General features: G+C 61.2%; 15 protein-coding genes and 3 pseudogenes. 13 read left to right on the top strand and 5 right to left on the bottom strand.

Annotated features, from left to right (window positions below; all coding sequences use genetic code 11):
* Positions 1-146: 146 nt before the first annotated feature.
* The gene (locus AC0L3N_RS10980; RefSeq protein ID WP_473547625.1) at positions 147-1466 is read right to left on the bottom strand and encodes an adenylate/guanylate cyclase domain-containing protein; all 1320 of its coding nucleotides are present in this window, start codon (positions 1464-1466) and stop codon (positions 147-149) included.
* 165 nt (positions 1467-1631) lie between these two features.
* Between AC0L3N_RS10980 and AC0L3N_RS10975 the strand changes: the two genes are divergently transcribed.
* The 8 genes from AC0L3N_RS10975 to AC0L3N_RS10940 all read left to right on the top strand — a co-directional run bounded on the left by AC0L3N_RS10975 (position 1632) and on the right by AC0L3N_RS10940 (position 7713).
* Positions 1632-1775 (top strand): hypothetical protein, encoded by a 144-nt coding sequence (locus tag AC0L3N_RS10975; protein ID WP_473547624.1) that lies wholly within the window; start codon positions 1632-1634, stop codon positions 1773-1775.
* 614 nt (positions 1776-2389) lie between these two features.
* The gene (locus AC0L3N_RS10970) at positions 2390-3433 is read left to right on the top strand and encodes a radical SAM protein (RefSeq protein WP_473547623.1); all 1044 of its coding nucleotides are present in this window, start codon (positions 2390-2392) and stop codon (positions 3431-3433) included.
* Positions 3434-3465: 32 nt separating this feature from the next.
* Positions 3466-3696, top strand: coding sequence for a hypothetical protein (locus AC0L3N_RS10965; RefSeq protein ID WP_254022087.1), 231 nt, complete (start codon positions 3466-3468; stop codon positions 3694-3696).
* A 14-nt stretch (positions 3697-3710) separates the two neighbouring features.
* The gene (locus AC0L3N_RS10960) at positions 3711-3956 is read left to right on the top strand and encodes a hypothetical protein (protein ID WP_254022086.1); all 246 of its coding nucleotides are present in this window, start codon (positions 3711-3713) and stop codon (positions 3954-3956) included.
* Between the two features lie 92 nt (positions 3957-4048).
* Positions 4049-4258, top strand: coding sequence for a hypothetical protein (locus AC0L3N_RS10955; RefSeq protein WP_287321520.1), 210 nt, complete (start codon positions 4049-4051; stop codon positions 4256-4258).
* A 266-nt stretch (positions 4259-4524) separates the two neighbouring features.
* Positions 4525-5553, top strand: a complete 1029-nt coding sequence (locus AC0L3N_RS10950) for a TOMM precursor leader peptide-binding protein (RefSeq protein ID WP_254022084.1) — start codon at positions 4525-4527, stop codon at positions 5551-5553.
* A 27-nt stretch (positions 5554-5580) separates the two neighbouring features.
* Positions 5581-6894, top strand: coding sequence for a YcaO-like family protein (locus tag AC0L3N_RS10945; protein WP_473547622.1), 1314 nt, complete (start codon positions 5581-5583; stop codon positions 6892-6894).
* Positions 6895-7158: 264 nt separating this feature from the next.
* Positions 7159-7713, top strand: coding sequence for a SagB/ThcOx family dehydrogenase (locus AC0L3N_RS10940; protein WP_473547621.1), 555 nt, complete (start codon positions 7159-7161; stop codon positions 7711-7713).
* A 10-nt stretch (positions 7714-7723) separates the two neighbouring features.
* Here the strand turns inward: AC0L3N_RS10940 and AC0L3N_RS10935 are convergent, their stop codons facing one another.
* The 3 genes from AC0L3N_RS10935 to AC0L3N_RS10925 all read right to left on the bottom strand — a co-directional run bounded on the left by AC0L3N_RS10935 (position 7724) and on the right by AC0L3N_RS10925 (position 14202).
* Positions 7724-9511, bottom strand: coding sequence for a S9 family peptidase (locus AC0L3N_RS10935; RefSeq protein ID WP_473547637.1), 1788 nt, complete (start codon positions 9509-9511; stop codon positions 7724-7726).
* A 142-nt stretch (positions 9512-9653) separates the two neighbouring features.
* On the bottom strand, positions 9654-11672 hold the full coding sequence (locus AC0L3N_RS10930) for a B12-binding domain-containing radical SAM protein (protein ID WP_473547620.1): 2019 nt from the start codon (positions 11670-11672) through the stop codon (positions 9654-9656).
* Positions 11673-12423: 751 nt separating this feature from the next.
* On the bottom strand, positions 12424-14202 hold the full coding sequence (locus AC0L3N_RS10925; protein ID WP_473547619.1) for an adenylate/guanylate cyclase domain-containing protein: 1779 nt from the start codon (positions 14200-14202) through the stop codon (positions 12424-12426).
* Positions 14203-15022: 820 nt separating this feature from the next.
* Here AC0L3N_RS10925 and AC0L3N_RS10920 point away from each other — a divergent pair.
* From AC0L3N_RS10920 to AC0L3N_RS10910, 3 genes and pseudogenes are all read left to right on the top strand, one after another.
* Positions 15023-20722: a GAF domain-containing protein gene (locus AC0L3N_RS10920; RefSeq protein ID WP_473547618.1), complete on the top strand. Its 5700-nt coding sequence runs from the start codon at positions 15023-15025 to the stop codon at positions 20720-20722.
* A complete protein-coding gene (locus AC0L3N_RS10915; protein WP_473547617.1) occupies positions 20719-21108 on the top strand; it encodes a response regulator in 390 nt (129 codons plus the stop codon). Before AC0L3N_RS10920 ends, AC0L3N_RS10915 begins: the two co-directional genes overlap by 4 nt.
* Positions 21105-22350 (top strand): annotated as a pseudogene (locus AC0L3N_RS10910) (adenylate/guanylate cyclase domain-containing protein). The gene AC0L3N_RS10915 and the pseudogene AC0L3N_RS10910 overlap by 4 nt, the downstream one beginning before the upstream one ends.
* Before the next feature lie 15 nt (positions 22351-22365).
* Here AC0L3N_RS10910 and AC0L3N_RS10905 read toward each other — a convergent pair.
* A pseudogene (locus tag AC0L3N_RS10905) lies at positions 22366-22683 on the bottom strand (alpha/beta fold hydrolase); the annotation flags it as partial.
* A gap of 242 nt (positions 22684-22925) precedes the next feature.
* Between AC0L3N_RS10905 and AC0L3N_RS10900 the strand changes: the two are divergent.
* On the top strand, positions 22926-23219 hold the full coding sequence (locus tag AC0L3N_RS10900; protein ID WP_473547616.1) for a hypothetical protein: 294 nt from the start codon (positions 22926-22928) through the stop codon (positions 23217-23219).
* Positions 23220-23264: 45 nt separating this feature from the next.
* Positions 23265-23801 (top strand): annotated as a pseudogene (locus AC0L3N_RS10895) (cation efflux transmembrane domain-containing protein); the annotation flags it as partial.
* Between the last annotated feature and the right edge of the window lie 5 nt (positions 23802-23806).

The raw sequence follows: 23806 nt of genomic DNA, 5'->3' as shown, positions 1-23806 counted from the left end.
GGGTGGCTTGGTGGGGCCCCTATGAGGTGCGCCCGACCGACCCCCTTGCCGATTGTGTTTGCAGCTTCGCGGCGTTTGGCGACCACGTTGCCCATTGCGACCGCCGAACCCGGCTGACGCGAGGTTTGGAGCTCCAATGCGTCGCTTCAACCAGCGGCGTCAGAGTCCCCGTGTTCCGGTACGGTGAACAGGCTCACAGGGTCAGGGATGCCGCGGATGGGGAAGTCGCCCAGTTCCTCGACGGGCTCTTCGATCAATTCAGCAACCCTGTCGGACAGGAGCAAGCGCCGCCCGGTCGTTTTCGATAGCGGTTCGATCCGCGCCGCCAGATTGACAGTGCGCCCAATGGCGGTGAAGTCGAGCCGATCCCTGGATCCGATATTGCCGAAGAATACGGGACCGCGATGCAGCGCAATTCCCATGCTGAGCGGCCGCCAGGAAAGGTCGCGCGACGGCTCGCCGGACTGAGCCTCGTTCAGGCTGTCCACCGCAACCAAACCGTTCCGAGCGGCGGCGAGTGCCGCAGCGGCGGCGGCCGGCGCCGACTGCGTGCCGAAAATGGGAAAGGCCGCCAGCATGCCGTCACCGACAAATTTCAGGACCTCACCGCCTTGTTCATGCACCGCATCCACGAGACCTTCGAAAAAGGCGTTCAGCAGCCGGATCATATCGGCGCTATCGATGCGATCCGAGAGGCTGGTGAAGTTGCGCATGTCGGATACCCAGATGACCGCCTCGATGGTCTCGCCAAATCCGCGCCTTATGTCACCGGCGAGGACCCGCTTGCCAATGCGTCGGCCGAGATACGCATCGAGCACGTGCTCCGCGATCTTGCCACGCGAGACGATCTCGACATTGAGCGCCAGAGCCTGGCCCAACGCCTCGACGGCTTCGATGGTGGCGCGGGAAAAGCCCCCTGCTTGCCGTGTGGCAAGCGTCATCAGCGTAAACTGGCGGTCGTCCCGCTTCAGCGCGAAGCCCCAATAGTCCGTGTATCCAGCCTCCGCGAGGGTCTGCATGATCGGGTATGTCGACTGCGCCACTGAATCCTGGGGGTTCACCCGAATTGACCGGCCCTCCTCGATGATCGGCCTGAGGGGGCTGGTCAGGTAGTCGGTTGTTTCGCGGACATGCGCGTTGACTTCCACCTCATCACAGACACCGAGATCTCCGCGCCAGTGCGCCGTGATGCCCACAAGCTGCGGATGCAGCGTCGACATGTTGAGCGTTGCCCGCTCGATCGGCTGGCCTGCCGCGACCAGTCGGACGATGACGCCGTCCAGCAGCTCTGCCGGTCCGGCGGATGCTGCCGTCCCCGACATCAGCCAGTCGAGCGCCGTGCCATCATCTGTCGTGACTAGCGAAATGGGTCGGCGCCGGACCAACTGGAGATCAGGCGGATATTCCAACCCCACCGGACCAGTCGACAGCGATGCTTCAGCGAGTTCGGATCGTTGAGCCGGCATCATTCCTCGCGGCGTCATTCAAACGACAGATAGGCGAGGGGCAATCGCCAAGCTCCTATTATCGGCCTTTGACCCCATCACTGTCTACAAAACGATCTTGCCGGCTTCTGCTTCTCCCTACGTTCCGTTCGTAGACTTCCGTGATCGGGAGCATGAGGTAGCAACATGTCCAAGCTGAAAATCGCGGTCATCATTGGTTTCACGCGCGATTCCCGTTTCAGGCCGGCGCCCGCACAGTGGATCTTCGAACTGGCCCGGAAGCGCGAAGAACTCGATTTGGAACTTCTCGACCTGAAGGCGATAGGTTAGCGGAAAGGTGACTGCAAAGCGCTGTGCCAGCAGGTGGATCTGGTCACTCCGCCGAAGCAGGCGCCAGCAATGTCTGGCGCGACCTGCTCGCGCAGATGAGCTAAGGGCAACTTTCGCTCTCTACGGTCATTCAATTGCGAGCGTCGCATGACGCGATCTGACCCCAAGCCGACCTTCATCAACCCGTTTTGCTACCCGATAGCCGACATTCGCGGCAACCAGCACTGATGACCCATTGGCGACCTTCATTGTCCCTTTTTCGAATGGCAGCAATGCGCCGCTCCCGGTCGTTGGAGCAAACCATTGCTGCATTCCAAAGCGGACACCTCGTGAACAAGCGCTATGGCAAGTTTACGCCTCATAAAATACGCCGATACCGCACGTACAGCGAACTGAGCGTTTACGCGCAGGCCGCTCTGAGCGCACTGTAGTGTTAACGATTCCGAAACCATACCGTTGGACAAGATTTATCTAATATTGATGATCGAAATCTATTCATGTAGCTTAATTTCTGCATATTTTTCATTTTTGACGTTGTTACTATTCAACGCCATATGCGCCTTCGTAATCACTATGGAAACTTGGCGGCATCACATGCCGTTGGAGCCAGTCATATGACCATCGGCCACGCATACGCGTGCCCCGAAGTCTTGGGGCTATTGTTGACCTCCAAGTGCAACATTTCGTGCAGGCACTGCTGCAACGATTCTCATCCCGCCAATTCGGAATCGGCTCCGCTCGAGCGGATCGCCCGGCTGATCGACGAAGCTTCGGAGATTCCGTCGATCAGAGAGGTCGGAATAAGCGGCGGTGAACCGTTTCTCTACCTCAGGCTTCTAAAAGAGGCCATCTCCTACGCCCGCACCTGCGGATATACGTCCTCCGTAACCACCAACGGATTTTGGGGCAGCTCCCCAGCAGCGGGCCGGCAACTGGAGGAGCTGAAGGATGCAGGGCTCGGCGCCGTCAACATCAGCACCAGCCCGTTCCATCAGGAATTCCTGTCGCTGAGCAAGATTCTCGGCGCGGCAAAGACAGCTCTGAGTGTCGGGCTGAAGGTGACCGTCAATGTCGTCTCGACGTCTGCTACGGAGATTGACGACGTCCGTGGTGCATTCGATGAGTTGGGAGACAAAGTGCGGTTTGTCGTCATGCCCTGCTTGCCGGCTGGCCGCGCGTTGACGGGGGTGGAACAACAAGAATTCCCCACGGATTTCACTTGGCCGCTCGGCAACTGCCGGGAACATTTCAAAAAGCTTGCGGTCGACCTTTCCGGCGATGTCTATCCATGCTGTTCACCCGGGGGCTTTACCGAGCCTCTGCGGATGGGAAGCGGGCATCGCTCCACGCTTGGCGAGATCGTGAAGGCATCCGACCAGAACAAGCTTCTTGCTGTCCTGGAATCCGTCGGGCCGGGATTTTTCCTGCCTTTCCTGCGTCAGCAAGACAATGACGGCGAAATTCCGAAACGTTTCAGCGACCAGTGTCATCTGTGCCATTTCATGCTGTCTTCGCCGAAATACGCCGAGAAGGTGGCCGAGTGGGCCGAAATGCTGGTGAGCGATCTGGCCGCGCTTCCCGAAAGCGAGCGGCCGGCCGACAATTCGAGACTGGCAGGCTTGAAGGAATTCGGGGCGCAATCGGTGCTGCCCACGTAGTGCAGTACCGGTCAATATCCGAGGAGGGAACGATGTCGGATACACGATCACATGGAATGCTGTCGCAGCTGGGCCTATCGGCAACTGACCGCGAGAAAGTGGTCGAGGTCACCAGCGACCTGATCGCAATCCACGTCTACCGCGAACTGCAAATCCGCAACGATCTGGCGAAAGTGGCGGGATGCTCGATTATCGGCAACTGCTCCAACGGAAGCTGCGACATCATCGGCAATTGTTCGTCGTCTTCCAAGGACATGCTGTGACGGAGGACAATTGGATGAGCGACACACGCGCACTGGTCGCGGAGAGCCTTTCGACCATCGAGATTGGCCGCCCTGGCGACGACAAGCTCGTCGACGTCCTGACGCAAATCATCGATGAGGAGGTCGCGCTGATCGTGCGCGAAAATCTTGACGATCGAAAACCGGCGACACCCGCGAAGAGAGAACCGCCAAGCCGACCGTCCGCCGGCGCTGCTCAGCGCGCGGGCTCGAAACCAGGTGGCCGAAAATCGGGAAGTTGAAGTCAATTTCGCACGCAACAACCAAGGGAGGGCTTCACACGAGACATCTTGGATTAACGCTGAAACTTATCTCGTAATTTGGGAGACGTAATATGGCTGACAGAACATTGAGCCTTGCAACTCTGAAACTGAGCGTCGAACAGCGCGAGCAGGTCGCCGAAATCGCTGGCGATCTGATTGCGGTTCAAGTGTATCGCGAGTTGCAGCGGGCGGGCGACCGCGCCGCCGATTCCGGCTGCAACATTATCGGGAACTGTTCAAGTTCCTCCAAGAGCGCGCTGCTCGAAACGATCGCAAGATAGGGTGCGTCAGGCGTGTGAAGGCATCCCTTCGATCGGGATGCCTTCCATTCCGACCCCGATGAGCCCTCACGCGATCGCCCCGGTCGTTGCTTGACCCCTATCCGGGAGCGGCACGTCAGGGTTTGCTCAAAAACCGGCCATCCAGTTCACGGTGACCTATGAACAAGCCTTCATCCATCCCGTCTTTTCCTCGCCTCCAATATGGCGTCGAGATCGTTCCCGTCGAGGAAGGAAAAGTCCTCCTGCGCTCGTTCACGGGAAGTGTAATGCTCTCTGGTGATTTCGTTTCGGTCGTCCTTCCGTCGCTTCTTCCGCTGCTCGACGGAAGGCATGGGATTGAGGACCTGGCGGCCGAATTCGACGAGACATTGCGGCCGGAGATCGAAGACTTCCTGACACTGATCGAACACAAGGGTTTCCTGGCGGCCCAGCACGGACGAGAAGATGACGCGGTCATGCTGTCTGGCAAGGACGGCGCGTACTGGTCGCTATACGGCGCGAGCGCCGGTGAGGCGGCAAGACGACTGGCGCAATCGACCGTGGTGGTTGCGGGACTTGGGGACGTCGGTAAAATCGTTGCCACCATACTCGCCGCCTCCGGCGTCGGCACACTCGTTCTTATCGAGGGCGCCACGCCTTCGGCCCAATCGAGCGGCCGCAAAGAGGCCAAAGCGTCGGAGGCAGAGAAGACCGGACTGTCGCTGCGCAAGCAATACGCATCCCGCGTCGTGACGATACCGACGACCATCGACGACGCCGCCGGCTGGGAAGAGACGGTTGCGGCTGCAAGCGTTGTCGCGGTCTTGAGCGATACCATGTCGATGAGCGGCTACGACCGAGCGAACGAAGCATGTATCAAACATGGCGTGCCTTGGGTTTCGGCAAGGATCGATCGCCAACGCGCCATCATCGGCCCGTTCGTCATTCCAAACCAGACAGCGTGTTTCGCTTGCTTCGAGGCGCGCAGTCGGGCCAACGCGGATCATCCAGAAGATCACGAGGCACTCTACCGTCACTGGAAGGACCTGAACGGCAGACGCGATATGTGGCCGTCCCTTCTTCCTTTCGCGGGTATCGTGGGGAATTTCGTCGCGTTGGACTTGCTACGCGTCCTTGCGGGCGAGCATCTCTCGGCAGCGGCGGGGCGCATCGTCAACATCGACCTTCCGACGATGGAACGGAGCGTCCATGAGGTGCTAAAGCTCCCGAGATGCCCGGCATGCTCGCGGCTAAGGGACCGCAGACCAACCAAGATATGGGACATCATTCCCGCCGAAACGCGGTCGGTCGGCTGAGCACGACAGCATCCGGAGAACGTGCGAATGCAGCTTCACCACCACTTGCAATCGCCGATCGAAGACACCCTGCGCAAGGCGCTCAGGCTGGTCGACGATGAGACAGGGATCGTCAAGATCCTGCATGAGGCGCCATGCGCGCCCGACTCGCCAAGGATATTCGGTTGCGGAGCTCTGTCCAGCGACTACAGCCGTTTCGGATTTCCCTCCGGAAGCCCGATCAGCGGCTCCACGTCACTCGTGCGCGACCAGGCGCTTGTCGGGGCGATCGGCGAGGCTGTCGAACGGTATTCCGCCGCCTATGTTCCCTACGACGAGATCATTTATCGCCCCATCAGCGTCGTGTCGGCTACCGCGGTTTCGCCCTGGTCGCTCTCGCTGTATGACGAGGTCCAGTTGGCACGGCCCGGCTTCGGCTATAGAGCCCTGCGGCCTGATGACACGATCGGCTGGGTCATCGGCTTCTCGCTCACGCGCAAACAGCCGATCCTCGTTCCGGCATTCGCGGTCTATCAACCCTATATAGGTCGCACTGGAGAAGCGCCGGTGGTGCAACAGATCACGACGGGTCTGGCCTGCGGCAATACGGCGGAGGAAGCGATCCTTTCGGCCATCTGCGAGGTCGTGGAACGCGACGCCGCGATGCTCATGTGGCTTCAAAGCCGTCGTCCGCCGAAGGCCGTCATCGACTTGCGCACCCCCAAGGTGGTACAGGAGACCCTTGCCCGCTTCGGACCGATCGAAGGCAACGTCACCTTGCTCGACGTCACGACTGATCTTGCCATTCCAACCTATGTTGCCGTCTCCGATGTATCCATGGCCGGAAAGCGCGGCGCGACGTTTTCCTCATGCGCCAATCTGGTCGCCAGCCGCGCGGCCGTTGGTGCGCTCACCGAACTGGCACAATGCCTGTTGTGGGTGAACAGCCTTATCGACAAGCGGGCGCACCTGCCCAACCCCTCGCTTGAGGACATTGCGCAGATCGAGGAGCACGTTCTATGGCCCCTCTTGCCGGAAAACCGCCAGGCCTTCGAATTCGTCCTTTCCTCTTCTTGTGAGACAGGGATACCGCAAGACCCGGACGGGCCTGCCGACATACTCGATTCGATTACGCATTGTGTCGAACGCATCGCGCGCGCCGGGCTGGAAGTCATTGCAGTCGATGTGACCTCCCCGGATATCAGGGAGTGCGGGCTGCATGTATTCCGCGCGATCATTCCAGGTGCGCAGCCGCTCTACTTTGGCAGCGGCCTGCACAGGATCAGTGTTCGCGCCACCAGCGCCGAATATGTCGATCGTGCGAGCGAGCGGATCAACCTCCACCCGCATCCTTTCCCCTAGTCGATCTCGCAAAGGTCACCCATGCCCAATCCTCATGGAACTGACATATCCAAAATCCGAGGCCGGCTTCTAGGCGAACGCAATCTGTTCTCCGTCTCGGAGCTGTTTCATGAGAACAGCAGGATCAGCCGATCCGCGCCGCGGATTGCGCAGAGCCCGCAATCTGCTCTCGTCGCTCCGTCGGGATTCAAGCGATACATCTATGCTCCCCGCGTTGCCTTGCCCGATCCAAGCGCGGCTGAGGCGGATAGCATCTGGGATATCATGACGTCGCGCCGATCGGGGCGCAGCTACTCGGGTCAGGAGATTGATCTCCAGTGCATATCGGACCTGGCGTTTTACGCGCTGGGCACGCCGGACAAGGGACACAGACGCTGCGTGCCGTCAGGCGGCGGGCTCTATCCACTCGAACTCTATGTGATGGCCGCTCGTGTGGAGCAGTTGCCAGCCGGTCTTTATCACTACGATCCGCGCTCGCATGCCCTGTGCGAACTTGGCCGAGCGGACGGCCTTGCATCGGTAAAGAAGGCGGTGTTCATTCCCGATGCAGTCGACAACGCTGCGGCCGTCTTCATCCTGACGGCGGTATTCGGCCGCTCGAAGATCAAATACGGTGAGCGGGCGTATCGTTTTTCGTTGTTGGAAGCGGGTCACGTCATGCAGAACATCTGCCTTGCGGCGACCGCGCTTCGCCTTGGCGTATGTCCCGTGGGTGGTTTCGTCGACGACGAGCTGAACGATCTGCTTGACGTTGACGGCGTTGAGGAAGCGGTACTCTACGCGGCGCTCATCGGCTCGCTCGACAAAGTCGACGGCTAAACATCGCCATCTAGGAAAGCGGCCTTAGCCACTCTCCGCCGATCTCGACTGTGAGGCTTGACCCCAGCAGATCATCACCCAACGGCTCGTGTGAGCCACCGAGATGACAGGCCAGGAATTGTTCTACGACGGCCATCAGAGCGATACGATTGCGCTGGCCTACCAGGAAATGGCCTTCATCGGGAAACGTGACCAAGGTCACCGGTACGTTCCTTCGCAGCAGGGCATGCGCGATGTTCCTTGACTCGGCAGGATTGACGCGAACGTCGCGCAGTCCTTGCGCAATCAACATCGGACGGATCATTTGCTCGACATGAACAAGCGGCGAGCGTTCCTGGAGCCATTTTCGTCCTTGCGTGGTCGCGGGGTCCGCCAGCCGGCGTTGGATCATGGCGAACCAGCTGTGCCAGTAAGGCGGTATTCGCTCGATGAAGGACAGAAGATCCGAAGGGCCGCAGATATCGATGAAGCAATTATAGAGATCGGGACTCCTCGCCGCGGCCATCAGGGCGGCGTAGCCGCCATAGCTAGCTCCAAAGAACCCGACCCGGTCGGGATCGGCAATGCCCTCCTTCACCGCCCATGCGACGCCGTCGTCCAGATCATCCTGCATGCGGCCGCCCCACTCGCGATCAGCCGCATTGGTGAAGGCTTTGCCGAAGCCGGTCGACCCGCGGAAATTGACGCTCAGTACGGCATAGCCGCGGCTCGCCAGCCATTGATGCAAGGGCGAGAAACCCCAGTCGTCTCGGTCGTAAGGCCCGCCGTGAACGACGATAACCAGCGGCGAGCGGCGCGCGCGACCGGCCGGAACGGTGACATAGGCGGGCAGCGTCAGACCATCTCTCGAGCGTATCGCAACGGGCAACATCGCCCTCAGCGGCATGCCTTCAAGATCGTCCCGCTCGGGGAAGAGTTGAAGCGTGCGCCGCTTGCCGCGATCGAACACGCGCAACTGTGCGGGAGCGTCGCTCGCTTCGAGGCGGATCACCATGCGCCGTCTCCCGGCGCTGACGCCCACGATCACCAGATCGAGACCGGCAGCGTCCTCGAGCTGCCGCGCGAGGTCGGCGCTGAATGTCGCATCGATAGAGTGCCAGCGGCGTCTTGCGGCCAGCGCGGCCGCGGCAAGAGGCCAGCCCGTATCGGGATCGTAGACGACTTCCGCGATATCGGCCTCGCTGTCGGCAGCCAGAACCGTCGATACCGCGGTTCGTGCATCAATCGCGACGAGGGCAGTGCGATCGCGGCCGCGCGAATCGAGCAAGAACACCACCTCACCGTCGGCACTCAAGCCATCTATATGCGTGGCCAGGGAATCCTCTGGAGGTATTTCAAGAAAGGGAACCCATTCCCCATCCCCTTGTCGCTTGAGGACTTCGATCGACCCGTCCTGCCGCACCCGCTCGCCGAAGCACACAGCGAGGCCGGCGTCGGCATGCAGCCGGCTGAAGCCCGGATTCTCGAACACTGTCATCCGCCGACCGGTCGTTGCGTTGACCCGAACGAGGTCAAAGCTTTGCCGGTTCCTGTCGTTGACACTGAACAGGATGTCGGAAGGAATACGTGGCGAGGTGCGATTGAAAAGCGTTCGCGTACCGCCACCAGGCGTCAGCGCGATCTCCGCTCCCGTGTCCACGTCGATGCTGAATGCCTGATAGTTCTCATCACCGGCAGAATCGCGAAAGACGACGACATGCCGTCCGTCCGCCGCCCAAAACAGCGCCGGCGAAACGGGGCGGACAGGTCCGCCCGTCAGGCGCCTGGCGGATGCCGTATCAAGCGCCTCCGCCACCATCACGCTCAACATCCCTCCTTCATTCTGGAGCCAAGCGATCCGGGTGCCGTCGTCGCTCAGTCGCAGATGCGATCGGAGTGGATCGGCAAACACGACCTTTCGCGCCAGCAAAGCGGGAGCAATTTCGCCTTTGTTGGCCACGCTACGCGGTTGCCGCCATGGCCGGTACCGGATCGGCCTTAGGCGCCCTGTGCCCGATCTGGGTCCCCGGATGACTGGGTACGATCAGGCCCGCTTCCGACAGCAGCGACAGGATCGTCCAAACAGGCGCCATGTCCGGAAGGGGAACCGCGAGATTCGCGAGCGCCTCCGCGACAGTGAAATAGCCATTGAGGCGGTGTAGCAAAGGTGCGGTGAAACCGGTGTCGATCATGAAATGGCGTGGCCGGCTGTCGTTGAAGAACAGGAGTGCGTGGCGCCGCTCTGCGACCGAATCCAGGAGCGCCGGGTCGGGCAGCCGGTCGCAGTCCATGGCAAGCTGGCCGACGGCGAAGCGGAATTCCATTTCTGTCACGCCCTCCCGCCGATAGAGCGGCGTCTGCGTCAGCCATTGGTCCGCTTCGACATGCCAGCCCCGGACTGGGGACAGAACGGTGCCGCCCCGCTTCCATTTCAGAGCCGCGAGGATGCCTTCGAAGCTGGCAAGTTCAACCAGGATCTCGGCCTTGCGTTTGTCTGGGCACAGCGCCCTGATGGTGTCGGGCAGACTTGAAAGATAGGCCTGCATCACGCCCTCGTATTGATGGCTTTCACCATACATGAGGTCGTGGTTTTTGAAGACAAGGGCACCCAGCGCACGGCAAAGATCGACGGGACGCTCGAACCAGCCCTTCGAGAGCAGCGTGGCCGTGTGGGGGAAGCTGTTGAAGAAATCGGTCCCGTGGCCGATCAGCCGCGCCGCGATCATATCGTTGAGGGGGAAATCGGCGCTCTCGAAGATCGCGCGCGGCGGCAAGGGCGAGTGCGCCGTTTTGCCATCGCCTGCCCGCCGCGCCCAGTCGGTGTCGGGCAGAATGGAGGCTTGGTAGAGATTGACCCGCATGTGCTTGCCCAGCAGGTAGTCCACAGAATCCTCGAACGATTTCAGATTGTCGCCCGGTATGCCGATGATGAGGTCCGCCGCGCCCGTCGTCGGAACCTTCTTTTTCTGGATCGCCGCCAGGTGGCGCTCGAAGCTGTCGGTCTTCCAACGTCCGCGCCCAAGCTTTTCGAGCACATCCGGATTGGTGCTCTGGAGGTCGATCTCCACATGGACGTCCGCTTCGCGGTAGAGGTCGAACAGCCGGTCGTCGAAAAAATCCTGATTGTGATAGACGTTGAATTTGGTCGAGGCTCCGAGCCGCTTTTTCTCCTGAACGATGTATTCGAGCAGTTCGATCGCGCCTTGCTTCTTGTATCCGAACATGGCGTCAATGATGAAAATGGCGCCGACATTGTGTGAGAGAAGCCAAGTGAGTTCGCGGTGCAGGCGATCCATTGGAAAGGCAAAGCGCGTGTTTGATCCGTTGCCCCATTGGCAGTAGGCGCACTTCATGTAGCAGCCGCGATAGGTCTCCAGCAGAACCCTGGGGTAGCGCGCCAGCGAGGCCCCCGACCGGTCAAACAGCTCGATTGGAACGGCGCCCGCCAGGAAGGGCGATTCAAGCTCGTCCAGTGCCCGGATGGGCGCGCTTGGTTTTTCGTGTACGACGAGGCCGTCGCCGAGAAAACTCGTGCCCGGGATACCGCGCGGAGTGTCTTGCTCCGCAGTTCGCAAGACAACTTCGCCGAGGGTCCGTTCACCCTCACCCCGCACCACCACGTCCACGTCACGGGAGGCAAGCCAGGGTTCCGCCGCCTCGGGCGTCGCCAATTCAGGCCCGCCGGCGACGATCTTGATCGTCGGGAACAGCCTTCGGGTGATCGTGGCAAGCTCGCGGTAGGCGAGGTTGTTCCACAGATAGATCGAGAAGCAGACGATGTCGGGCTTCACGGCGTCGATTTTCGCCAGGTAGCGCCAGATTTCCGAGTTTTTGCGCTCGTAGTGGGAAAGGCACGCCCAATCGAGGTCGATCATTTCCACCTGACAGGCGGCGAGTTGGCTGTTACGCCGCAATTCGGCGGCAAGGCCATAGGTCGCAAGCGGGAATTCTATGGAGATCGACGTCAGGAGTATTTTCATCCGCATGAGCCGCGAGCAGTGACAACTTCATTTCAAGGACAAATGCACCGGTCGAGCTTCGCCAGGTCCGGCCCGACCAAATTTTTACTTGTCATGCCGACGCAGTAACGCGCTCACTCACCGTGAGCGTTCCGAGTCGGTGGACGAATTGATCTCAACATCTCTACTTAATCTTGGAGAATAATTTTACCGCAGATGCATTCGATAGTCAAAGAATTTCAAATCCTATCTATAGAATATGTAAAAACGAAGGCGATTTTATCTCAATTTTTTCTCAAGTTCTCTAATATATCATTCAGACGGCGGCTGTGATGCAGCGCAAGCGGCGCTTGACTACCGACTTGGGACGGTTCGCCGCGTTCCATAAGAGAATCTTTGGCGAAGTCCCTTCTGCAACACGCTACAAAGCGATGGGACAGCTAAGCCGCTCGCGAGCCATTTTCATCCCGGCAAAGTCCGCTCCTAGCCATACACTTCGAATGTCCGCTTCCGACATTCCCGAGCTTCGAAGCTGTCTGTCCGCTTGCGGCCCAACATAGGTCGTTCCATAACAGCGGCTTGAAGGACCGCTCCTGGCGCGACCGAGCCGGCCGGCGCATGGGCTCGGATAATACCGCGATGGAGCGTTCTACGTCTCAATCGGGTGGAAAGTTCACGTTGCTGCTCTTGATCTGAACGCGCAGGAAGCGCCATCAGCGGAAGTCCAGGTGACCCGTGGCACTTCGCCGCTAGGTATCGAGATCTTGAGCCGTCATGGCAAGCCTGCCTTGCGCAGTCCATCGAGGACATGGGCGATGTCTTCGGGCCGCTTCCAAGGGCAATTGTATTTGAATTCCCACCTCAGGTAATCGGACACGTCGGCGGCTGGGTCGCCGACCCAGCTTCCCCGTAACTCCTCGACATATTGCATAGCGTGTCGGCGCGCTTGTTCGATTCGGCCGGCATGCGCGTACGCGGCGGAAACAATCTCGCGATTCTCGGGGACCTCAGGTAGCTGGTCGAATAGTGCGATTGCCTCAACATTGTGATGCGCGAAGAAATGGGCCACCGCCAAATCGAACAGATCGGCGTCGGAATGGCCTGGATTGCGGTGGATCACGGCCTCAGCCAGCGCAATGGCCCGCTCCGCCTGACCGAAAATGGACAGAGCCGTCACGTAACTCATCGCGATGTCGACGTTGTGAGGATTGAGGGCGTAGGCACGCGCGATGAGGTGTTCGCCTTCTACAAAGCTGCCGCTGTCCAACAGAACATAGCCGAGGGCAAGGAGCGAATCCGCGTCCGAACCATCGAGTGACACTCCCTTTTGGGCATACCTTTGCGCGGATGCCATCGCCCTTGCTCGAGCGTCGAAATCTCCTCGGGTGTTGACGGCTAAGAGGGTGTAACTAGCGCCTAACTTGCCATAGGCGCGCGCATACTGCGGATCCGTTTCTATTGCTTTCTGGAAAAATTCAATGGCGCGATTCACATTTTCGCGGGTTCGAGGCAGTCCGTAGCACTCCATCCCCATCAGGAAGCAGTCATATGCCTGCCAGCTTGAGGTCGGCTGCCTTTTGGCGCGCATCGTAGTGGCACTTATGATGTGTCCTAACAAAGTCGCCACGATCATTCCGATTATCTCGTCCTGGACGTCGAAGATGCCCTGAATGTCGCGGTCGTAGCGTTCTGCCCAGACGTGGGTGCCGGTTGCAGTATCGATGAGCTGAGCGGTAATGCGGACGCGGCTCCCCAGCTTGCGCACGCTACCTTCAAGCAGGTATTGCACCCCCAACTCGCGACCGATCTGCCGCAGATTCACTGCCTTGTCGCGGTAGACAAATGAGGAGTTCCGCCCGGTGACCGATAGTTCGCGGAATCGGGAGAGTTCAATGATGATGTCATCGGTGATTCCGTCGGCGAAGTACGCTTGCTCGGGGTCACCACTCATGTTGACGAACGGCAGCACGGCGATGGACGGTTTGTCCGCTGCTGCTCTGGGCGTGGTAACAGGCACGCGTCCCGTGCCAGCGACCCGGTAGACGCGCATCGGCTCGGCAATATTCTTCAATGTTTGAGTGCCCAGGTCCTCAAAGCCTGCCTTGACCTTGTTCCTGACGTAGTCGAAGACAGTCCCAGAGACTAGGACGCTCCCCGGTTCGGCGATCCCCTCGAGACGAGCCGCGATGTTAATGCCGTCACCGTAGAGGTCGCTGCCCTCGACTATGATGTCACCCAGGTTGACGCCGATGCGCAACGCGATACGCCGAGCCTCCGGCAGATCGCTGTTCGCGCTGGCCATGTCATGCTGAAGATCGACCGCGCATTGCACGGCATTGACCGCGCTGCCGAATTCGACAAGGACACCGTCGCCGGTGAACTTGAAGATGCGGCCATGATACCGGGCAACGAGGGGCTCCAACACCTCCCTCCGCCGTGCCTTTAGCGTTGCGAGCGTTCCGGACTCATCCTGCCCCATGAGCAGGCTGTACCCGACCACATCGGCAGCCAGGATGGCAGCGAGGCGGCGTTGGAAGCGTTCGTCGGCCATACCGCGCCTTCATTGAATGCGCTGCACGAAATTGTATTGATGCCCGATTCAAGAGTCTATCCGGAATGTGCCTTGGGGAACGGGTCAATCGCGTCGTTGTGTGCTCCACCCGAACGACCGGAACGGGGTCAAGTTTTGCCGTAGGCTGAGCGCGATGGAAGGGCAGAGAATGGGTCGCATCAGGTCGTAGCGCGAACGGCAGGTTTGGAGCAGCGCCATGAAGGTCAGCAAATGGCGCGACGTGTTCGCTCTGGCTGTTCAGCCGAACGGCAACTTCCCATCCATTTCGGCCGTTGGCGCCCCGGCCAGGTAGAGTTTTGACCCCTAATGCCGGCGTGCGAGATCGCCGCCGCCGGCCGCCGACACCGCCCCGCCGGGGTTTGTCGATCGCGGGGGTGGGGGGTGAATGTGGGGCCCAACCGCCCCGAGCGTTCTGGTTCGGGACCTCCTCATGGCCGGCCGCTTCGCGCCTAGTGTCGGCCGTTGAGGTGATCTTTGCTCCGGCCCGATAGCAGACCTTGCTGGTGACCACCCTGGACATCGCAGTTGCGCCAACACCTGACATTGCTGTTAGATACAGGAAGGTCGCGCTCAAGCCCGCGCAGGCCCTTGGCAGGAAGTGCCACCTAACGATTCTGATTACTGGCGAACCGCTCTATTGGTGGAAAAAACTTCGAGAGTCCGGCTACCGATCTTCCTCGCTGCGAATGGGGTCGGATCGATTGACCGTCGGGTGACCTAGTATTTCTACTTTCATTCTGCCTATGGTTCGCGTCTCGACCTAGTGGGCAGCGCTGCGACCGAGGGCTAGAACCTGCACATGCGGGAATCACACGGCGAACTCGAAGCTAGGATTGGGCTTCTCACGCGGGAACTCAACGAAGCGCTCGAACGCGAGACGGCGACCGGCGAGCTGCTTCGTGTCATCGCCTCGTCGCCGACAGATATCAAGCCGGTCCTCGACGCCGTGGCGGCGAGCGCCGCCCGTCTTTGCGACGCCTACGACGTGATCATCCGGCTCAAGAAGGACAATATGCTCCATCTCGGTGCGCATTCGGGCCCGATTGCGGTCGACGAGGCGCCGTGGCCGCTGGAGCGCGACCGGGTAATGGCGCGGTCGGTGATCGATGCGAGGACCGTGCAGGTCGAAGACCTGTCTGAGGCCGGGGCCGAATTCGCGGCAGGCCGGGAAATGGCCATTCAGTACGGCTTTCGCACCATTCTGGCGATACCTCTCGTGGGCGATGGAAGAGCGATCGGTGCGATTAGCCTGCGGCGAAGAGAGGTGAGACCGTTCAGCGACAGGCAGATCGAGCTTCTGAAGACCTTCGCCGACCAGGCCGTGATCGCCATCTCGAACGTGCGGCTGTTCGAAGAAGTGCGGGCGCGGACGGCCGAAATCAGCGAAGCGCTGGCTCAGCAGACCGCGACGGCCGACGTGCTCAAGGTAATCAGCCGGTCGGCCTTCGACCTTGAACCCGTACTGCAGACGCTACTCGATTCGGCGATCCGCCTGGCCGGCGGTGATATGGGCGCGATCTCACTGCGCGATGGCGATTGGCTACGGGTCATGACCGGGACCGGTTGGACCGATGAACTTCGCGCTTATGAGAAGAGCCATCCACACCCGATCGGGCGTGGGACATTTCAAGGTCGAGCCGCCCTCGAAGGGGCAACCGTTCATGTGCCCGACGTATCCAAGGATGCGGAATACAAAAGGCCGGAAGCGGCGACCATGGGCGATTTCCGCGCGGCCCTTTCGATCCCCCTCAAGCGAGGCCAAGAGGTGATCGGTGTCTTCGGCATGGCGAGGCGAACCGTGGGGCCGTTCTCACAACGCCAGATCGAACTTGTGGAGAGTTTCGCCGACCAAGCGGTGATCGCGATCGAGAATGTGCGCCTGTTCGACGAGGTGCAAGCGCGCACGTCAGAACTCGGCGAGGCGCTGCAGCAACAGACGGCGACCGCGGACGTGTTGAAGGTCATCAGCGCTTCGGCCTTCGATCTCGACACCGTGCTGACGGCGCTGACGACGTCGGCGGCGGCGCTCTGCAACGCCGGCACTTCCGGGATCTTCATGTTGAAGGACGGCGCCTATCACATCAGCGCAGCGATCGGCATTTTGCCGGAACACCTTGCCTATGAACGTGCCAATCCTCAGACTCCCAGACGCGGCAGTTGGGTAGGCCGTGCCGCGATCGAGAAGGCGGTGGTGCACGTACCCGACGTCAGCACGGACACCGAGGCCGAATATCTTGAGATCGCGAAGATCGGCGGTTTTTCAGCCGTCCTCTGCGTGCCCTTGCTGCGCGAGGGAGCCGTGATCGGCGTCTTCGGACTGACGCGGTCCGAACCAGGCCCGTTCAGCGAGCGGCAGATCGAGCTGGTACAGACATTCGCCGACCAGGCGGTAATCGCGATCGAGAATGTCCGCCTGTTCGACGAGGTGCAGGCGCGCAACCGCGAGGTGACCGAATCGTTGGAGCGGGAGACCGCGACCGGCTCCATCCTGCGCGTCATCGCGGGGTCCCCGACTGACATCCAACCGGTTCTGGACGCCGTCGCTGAAAGCGCCGCGCGTCTCTGCGATGCCCATGACGCGACGATCTATCTGAGGCAGGGCGATCGTTTGGCGGTCGGGGCGCATCATGGGCCGATCCCGGTCGACGACGCCGGGCTGCCTGTCGCCCGCGACGTCGTCACCGGTCGCGCGGTGCTCGACCGGGCACCGGTCCATGTTCATGACCTGACCGAGGCGGGTGTAGACTTTGCAACGGGCAGGGCAATGGCCCACCGGCTCGGCTTCCGCACCATCCTTGCGAGCCCACTGCTGCGTGACGGGGAGGCGGTCGGAGCGCTGATGATCCGGCGCATCGAGATGCGGCCCTTCACCGACAAGCAGATCGCGCTGCTCAAGACGTTCGCCGACCAGGCCGTCATCGCCATTTCCAACGTCCGGCTGTTCGAGGAGGTTCAGGCGCGGACGAGGGATCTGCAGGAAAGCCTGGAATACCAGACCGCCACTTCCGACGTGCTCGGCGTGATCAGCCGCTCGCCGGCGCAGGCGCAGCCGGTCCTCGACACCATCGTCACGACCGCCGGCCACCTCTGCGAGGCGGACTATGCCTATGTCTACATGCGCAAGGATGACGGGAAATATCATCTGGTGGCGGCGCACCCGGCGGACGCCGCGCAGATCGACTACTGGCGCGCCAATCCGGTCAGCCTCGACCGCGGCACGACCACCGGACGCACGGCATTGGAGCGGCGAACGGTGCATATTCCGGACGCGACCGCCGACCCGGCCTATACGCGCTCGGAATGGATCAAGCTGAGCGACGCGCGCACCTTTCTTGGCGTACCGCTGTTGCGCAATGGCGATCCGATCGGCGTCATCGCGGCGGCGCGCAGGCGCACGGTGCCCTTCTCGGACCGCCAGATCGAACTGATCACGACCTTCGCCGACCAGGCGGTGATCGCGATCGAGAACGCCAGGCTGTTCGAAGAGGTGCAGGCGCGGACGGCCGAACTGACCGAAGCGCTTGCTCAGCAGACCGCGACGGCGGACGTGCTCAAGGTTATCAGTGCCTCGACATTCGATCTCAAGGCGGTGCTTCAGACGCTGATAGAATCCGCGGTGAAGTTATGCGGGGCCGAATTGGGTGGCATATATATGCTCGACGGCGACGTTTACCACATATCCGCTTCGCATGGGGACTCGCCTGAGTTGAGAGCCCATGAGGAAGCCCATCCCAATCGGGTTGGCCGTGATTCCTGGGTTGGTCGCGCCGCATTGGAAAGGGCGGTCGTTCATGTCCCCGACGTGACCCTGGACTTGGAGTATGGTACTCCAGATGTGCCAAAAATAGGAAAGTTCGCAGCTGGGTTATCGGTGCCGTTGTTGCGCGAAGGAATCCCGATTGGTGTCTTCTCGATGGCGCGTGCAAAGCCAGGCCCGTTTTCCGAGCGCCAGATCGAACTCGTCCAGACTTTCGCCGACCAGGCCGTCATCGCGATCGAGAACGTCCGCCTGTTCGAGGAAGTGCAGCAGCGGACGCGGGAGGCCACCGAGGCGCTAGAGTACCAGACGGCGACCAGCGATGTGCTTGGCGTCATCAGCCGCTCGCCCACTGATGTGCAGCCGGTGTTCAACATGATCGCGCAAAGTGCCGCACGTCTGTGCGAAGCGCAGTTCTGCCTTGTCTACAGGTATGATGGCCAGCTTCTGCATTTCGTCGCGCATCACGGCATCACCGAAGAAAGCGTTGAGATCATACGCAACACCTTTCCCGTGGCACCTACTCGCGGCAGTGCCGCCGAACGGGCGATTCTCTATCTTGAGGTGGCGCAGATCCCGGACCTCACCGTGGATAGTGAATTCACGCGTCGCGCCGCGGCGGCTTTGTCGGGCCTGCGCAGCGCTGTCGCCGTGCCGATGCTGCGTGACGGCCTGCCCATCGGTTGCATAGCAGTCGGGCGCGCCGAGACGGGCCTTCTTGCCGCCAAGCCAGTCGAACTTCTGAAGACCTTCGCCGACCAAGCGGTCATCGCCATCGAGAATGTCCGCCTGTTCGACGAGGTGCAGGCGCGCACGGCCGAACTCGGCGAGGCGCTGCAGCAGCAGACGGCGACCGCAGATGTGCTGAAAGTCATCAGCGCATCCGCCTTCGACCTGCAGACGGTGCTGGACACTCTCGTGGAATCGGCAGTCCGGCTGTGTCGCGCGGACAAGGGTTGCCTCGAACGAATTATCGATGGCAGGTTCGAATATGCGGCCATCACCGGATTTCCCCCGGGCTTCAGGGAGTATGGCGAAACGCACCAGACGGAACCCGGCCGCGGATCGGCTGTTGGGCGCGCTGCCGAAGAACTGCGCGTCATCCAGGTCGAAGATGTCACCGTGGACCCCGAATATACACATTCGGCGATTGCCGCGGTCGGCGGCATGCGCACCGTCCTTGCAGTGCCGCTGCTTCGTGAAGGCGAACTCCTTGGCACCTTTGCCATGATCCGCACCGAGGTGCGGCCCTTTAACGAGAGGGAAATCGAACTGGTCAAAACCTTCGCCGACCAGGCGGTGATCGCCATCCAGAACGTGCGCCTGTTCGACGAGGTGCAGGCACGTACCGCAGATGTCAGCGAGGCGCTGAGGCAGCAGACGGCGACGGCGGATGTGCTGAAGGTGATCAGCCGCGCGGCTTTCGACCTGCCCACCGTGTTGAACGCTCTGGTCGAATCGGCCGCCAAGCTGTGCGGAGCAAGCTATGGCGGGATCTTCCTTCGTTACGGCAACATGCTGCGTGGCCGCGCCACTATCTCCGAAAGAAAAACCGATTGGACGATGGATCATCCGATCGCAATCGACCGCCGGTGGCTTTCGGGACGCGTAGCACTCTCGGGTAGTATCGAGTACATACCCGACGTGGAGGAGGATCCGGATTTCAATCTGCAGGAATTCCGGGCAATCACCGACACAAGGGCGCTGATGGGTGTTCCGATGCTCAGGGAAGGCAAGGTCGAGGGCGTGTTCTTCCTCGGGAAGATGGAACCGAATTCATTCACTTCGCGCCAAGGCGAACTTGTGCAGACGTTCGCCGACCAAGCCGTGATCGCGATCGAGAACGTCAGGCTGTTCGATCAGGTGCAGGCGCGCACTGAGGAACTGTCGCGCTCGCTGGACGACCTGCGGAAGGCCCAGGATCGGCTCGTGCAGACCGAAAAGCTCGCCTCGCTCGGCCAGCTGACCGCGGGAATAGCGCACGAGATCAAGAACCCGCTCAACTTCGTCAACAATTTTTCCTCGCTGTCCGGCGACCTGATCGTGGAGTTGCGCGAAGCGCTGCAAGGCGCGGCGCTTGACGACAAGACCCGCGCGGAGATCGACGACTTGTCGGATATGCTGAAGGGCAATCTCGACAAGGTGGTGCAGCACGGCAAGCGCGCCGACTCGATCGTCAGGAACATGCTGCTCCACTCGCGCTCGGGCTCGGGCGAGCACCGTCCGGTCGACATCAATGCGGTCGTGGAGGAGAGCTTGAACCTCGCCTATCATGGCGCCCGCGCCGAGGGGAAAGGCTTCAACATCATGTTGGAAAGGAATTTTGATCCAGGCGCCGGCGAGGTCGACCTTTTTCCGCAGGAGATCACCCGCGTGCTGTTGAACCTGATCTCCAACGGCTTTTACGCGACGACGAAACGGCGGGCGGCCGAAGGCGAAACCGGCTACGAGCCGGTGTTGGAGGCATCGACGAAAAGCCTGGGCGATGCGGTCGAGATCAGGATCCGCGACAACGGCACCGGCATCCCGCCGGACGTGAAGGAAAAAATGTTCAACCCTTTCTTCACCACCAAGCCGGCGGGCGAGGGCACGGGGCTTGGCCTGTCCTTGAGCTACGACATCATCGTGAAACAGCACGCCGGCACGATAGAGGTGGAGACCGAGCCGGGCGCCTTCACCGAGTTCCGCATCGTTTTGCCGCGCGGCGGCGCGACGCTCGCCAAAGCAGGAGGCAACGCTTGAGCCTGCTCATCCTGGTCGTCGACGACGAGCCCGACATCGAGGTGCTGTTCCGGCAGCAGTTCCGGCGAGATCTTAGAACCGGGCGCTTCGAGATGGCGTTCGCGCTTTCGGCGCCGCAGGCGCTGGCGCTGATCGAGGCTGCGGAAAGCGCTTCGCTGATCCTCATCCTGTCGGACATCAACATGCCGGGCATGAGCGGCCTGGAGCTTCTGCCGAAAGCGAAGGCGTTGCGTCCCGATGTGCCCGTGATCATGATCACCGCCTATGGCGACGCAGAGACCAAGAGGAAGGCGCTGGAAAACGGCGCCGAGGCGCTATTAACGAAGCCGCTCGATTTCGTCGCACTGCGCGGCGAGATCGACGCTCGCGTCGGGCTCGCGGCGTGACAGCGCTAATCCTTGTCGTGGATGACGAGCCGGATCTGGAGCCGCTGGTCCTGCAAAAGTTCCGCCGCCAGATCCGCGACGGCGCCGTTAGCTTTATCTTCGCCCGCGACGGCGTCGAGGCGCTCGAAGTGATCGCCGCCAATCCTGACATCGAAATGGTCGTTACCGACATCAACATGCCGCGCATGGACGGGCTGTCGCTGCTTGCGAAGCTCCAGGACGCCGAGGAGCGCCTGTCGACCATCATCGTGTCGGCCCTACGGCGACATGGCCAACATCCGCACGGCAATGAACCGCGGCGCCTTCGACTTCCTGATGAAGCCGATCGATTTCGCCGACCTGGAGACGACTATCTCCAAGACGCTAAGGCACCTTGCCCTTCTGCGCGAGGCGCGGGGCAAGCAGGTGGCGGCCGAGCGCGCGCACGCCTCGCTGTCGCGCTACTTCTCGCCCAACCTAGCTGAGCGGCTCGCCGGCGACGCTGGCGAGCTTGCCGGGCAGCGACGCCAGGTGGCGTCGCTGTTCACCGACATCGCCGGCTTCACTGCGATGGCGGAGACGCTCGACCCGGCGGTACTGGGCGAACTCCTCAACGCGTACCTCGCCGCCATGACCGACATCGTTTTCCACCACGAGGGCACGGTAGCCAAGATCGTCGGGGACGCACTGCATGTGCTCTTCGGCGCGCCGGGCGAGCAGCCCGACCATGCCGCCCGCGCCGTCGCCTGCGCGCTTGACCTCGACGACTTTTCGGAAGACTTCCGCGCCGGCTGGCGCGCCAGGGGCGTGGCGCTCGGCCCCACCCGCATCGGCGTCCACGCCGGGCCGGCGATCGTCGGCAATTTCGGCGGCGCCCGCTTCTTCGACTACTCCGCCTATGGCGACACCATCAACATCGCGGCGCGGCTGGAAGCCGCCAACAAGCAACTAGGCACCCGTATTTGCGTGAGCGAGAGCGTCGCCAGGCAAGTTGCGAATTTTCGAGGGCGGCCGGTGGGTGACCTCGTGTTGAGAGGACGAACGGAGTCGCTGCGCGCTTTCGAGCCACTGCGGCCTGAACAATGCGATGACCTCGCGACGAAGGATTACCTCGCGGCCTTCGCCAAGCTGGAAGCCGGCGACCCTAGTGCGGTCACCTCATTCGCTGCTGAAGTAGGCAGGCGCGCAGAGGACCAGCTTGCGAGCTTCCACTTGAAGCGATTGCTGAACGGGGCGACAGGTCCGCGGATCAACATGGATTGATCGAGCCTACGTTCAAATGTCCGCTTCCGCTCCTTCGATCTCCTTGAGGCTCGTTCCGAAATTCTTCAATACATGAACGGCATCGGCTGGCGCCCCGATCGTGGCGATGGCGCGCACCTCGGGAACATCCTTGGCCATCGCGGACTGCCGCACCTCCGATCGAATAGCCGATCAGCAAGGACCGTGTGCGGTAATGATCGCTCAGATAGTAGACGGCCGAAAGGAGCCGGCGACATTCGAGGAGAAATTCGTCAGGGCGAATTCGCTCTCGCTCGATCCCAAGCCCGTGAAGTCGAAGCGTAGGACAGCGACACCTTCGCGAGCGAGCCCGATTGGGTTGAGAAGCACCATCCGCTCGTCCGTCCGGGGACCGGGCAATTTATATCGAAGGACTTCGCAAAGCCGGCTCGGATGAGGCGAAGCGTCAATCGCTGCCCATTCCGAATTAGCAGCGCTCGTTGAACGAGTGCCGCCGCCCTCTCTCTATCGTTTCTCGGGGCTTTTTCTTCCAGCTCGTCCGACTTGGGTGAGATCCGGGCGGCCGCCTCATCCAGGCGAATATCTGCTATTCCACCTTGGCTGCGCAAAGCCGACTGGCAGCCTTCGGCCACCTTCCGGTCCTTCCGAAATGCACTTCCGAATGGCTAATTCTGGCGCAACGTACTCGTTCTGGCTGTTCGACGCTGGCCGATCGCACACCGGGGCTGCGCCTGAAGGTGCACGGTACTCATCCAGATCGCGTATGGGAGTCCATCAAGGACGGCTTTGAGCGTCTGCTCGCCGAGCACGGTCTCGAGCATGTTTCCTTGGAGCGCGGCGCCGAGCCACCAGAGCAATCCAAGGGCGGCAAGTTCCGTCAGCTTAAGTAAGGTGCCCTCCGCAACAATGGATCATCGTCGCTCCGCCGTGCCGTCATCGTCGTGACGGCCCTCGATCTGAGTTATTTTGGCATCGAGTTCCCCGTGGCGCTGGCCATCGGCTCGGTGTCGCTTTTCGCCGACAGCGTGGATTTCCTCGAGGATACCTCGATCAATCTGCTGATCGCCTTAGGGCTGGGCTGGACGGCCCACAATCGGGCACGGCTTGCCATGGTCCTGGCGGGCGTCATTCTGATCCCCGGTCTGGCGACACTGTGGACGGCCTGGCAGAAGTTCAATGCCCCGTGGCCCCTGAACCTTTCATTTGTCGGCCGCGGGTCTTGGTGCGCTCGCCGTCAATCTGACCTGCGCACTCTTCCTCGCCCACTATCGGCACCACAGCGGCAGCCTCACTCGCGCGGCCTTTCTGTCAGCGCGCAATGACGCGCTTGCCAACATAAATTGTCGGCGCGGGCCTGTTAACGGCGTATGTCTGGGCGACGGCCTGGCCCGACCTGATCGTGGGGCTGGCGATCGGCCTTCAATGCCGACGCAGCCCGCGAAGTTTGGGAGGCCGCGCGCGAGGAGCATCGGGTCGA

This window comes from Mesorhizobium sp. WSM4807 (assembly GCF_055811615.1).
The sequence above is the reverse complement of the archived record's forward strand: the minus strand, read 5'-3'. Positions and strand labels throughout refer to the sequence as shown.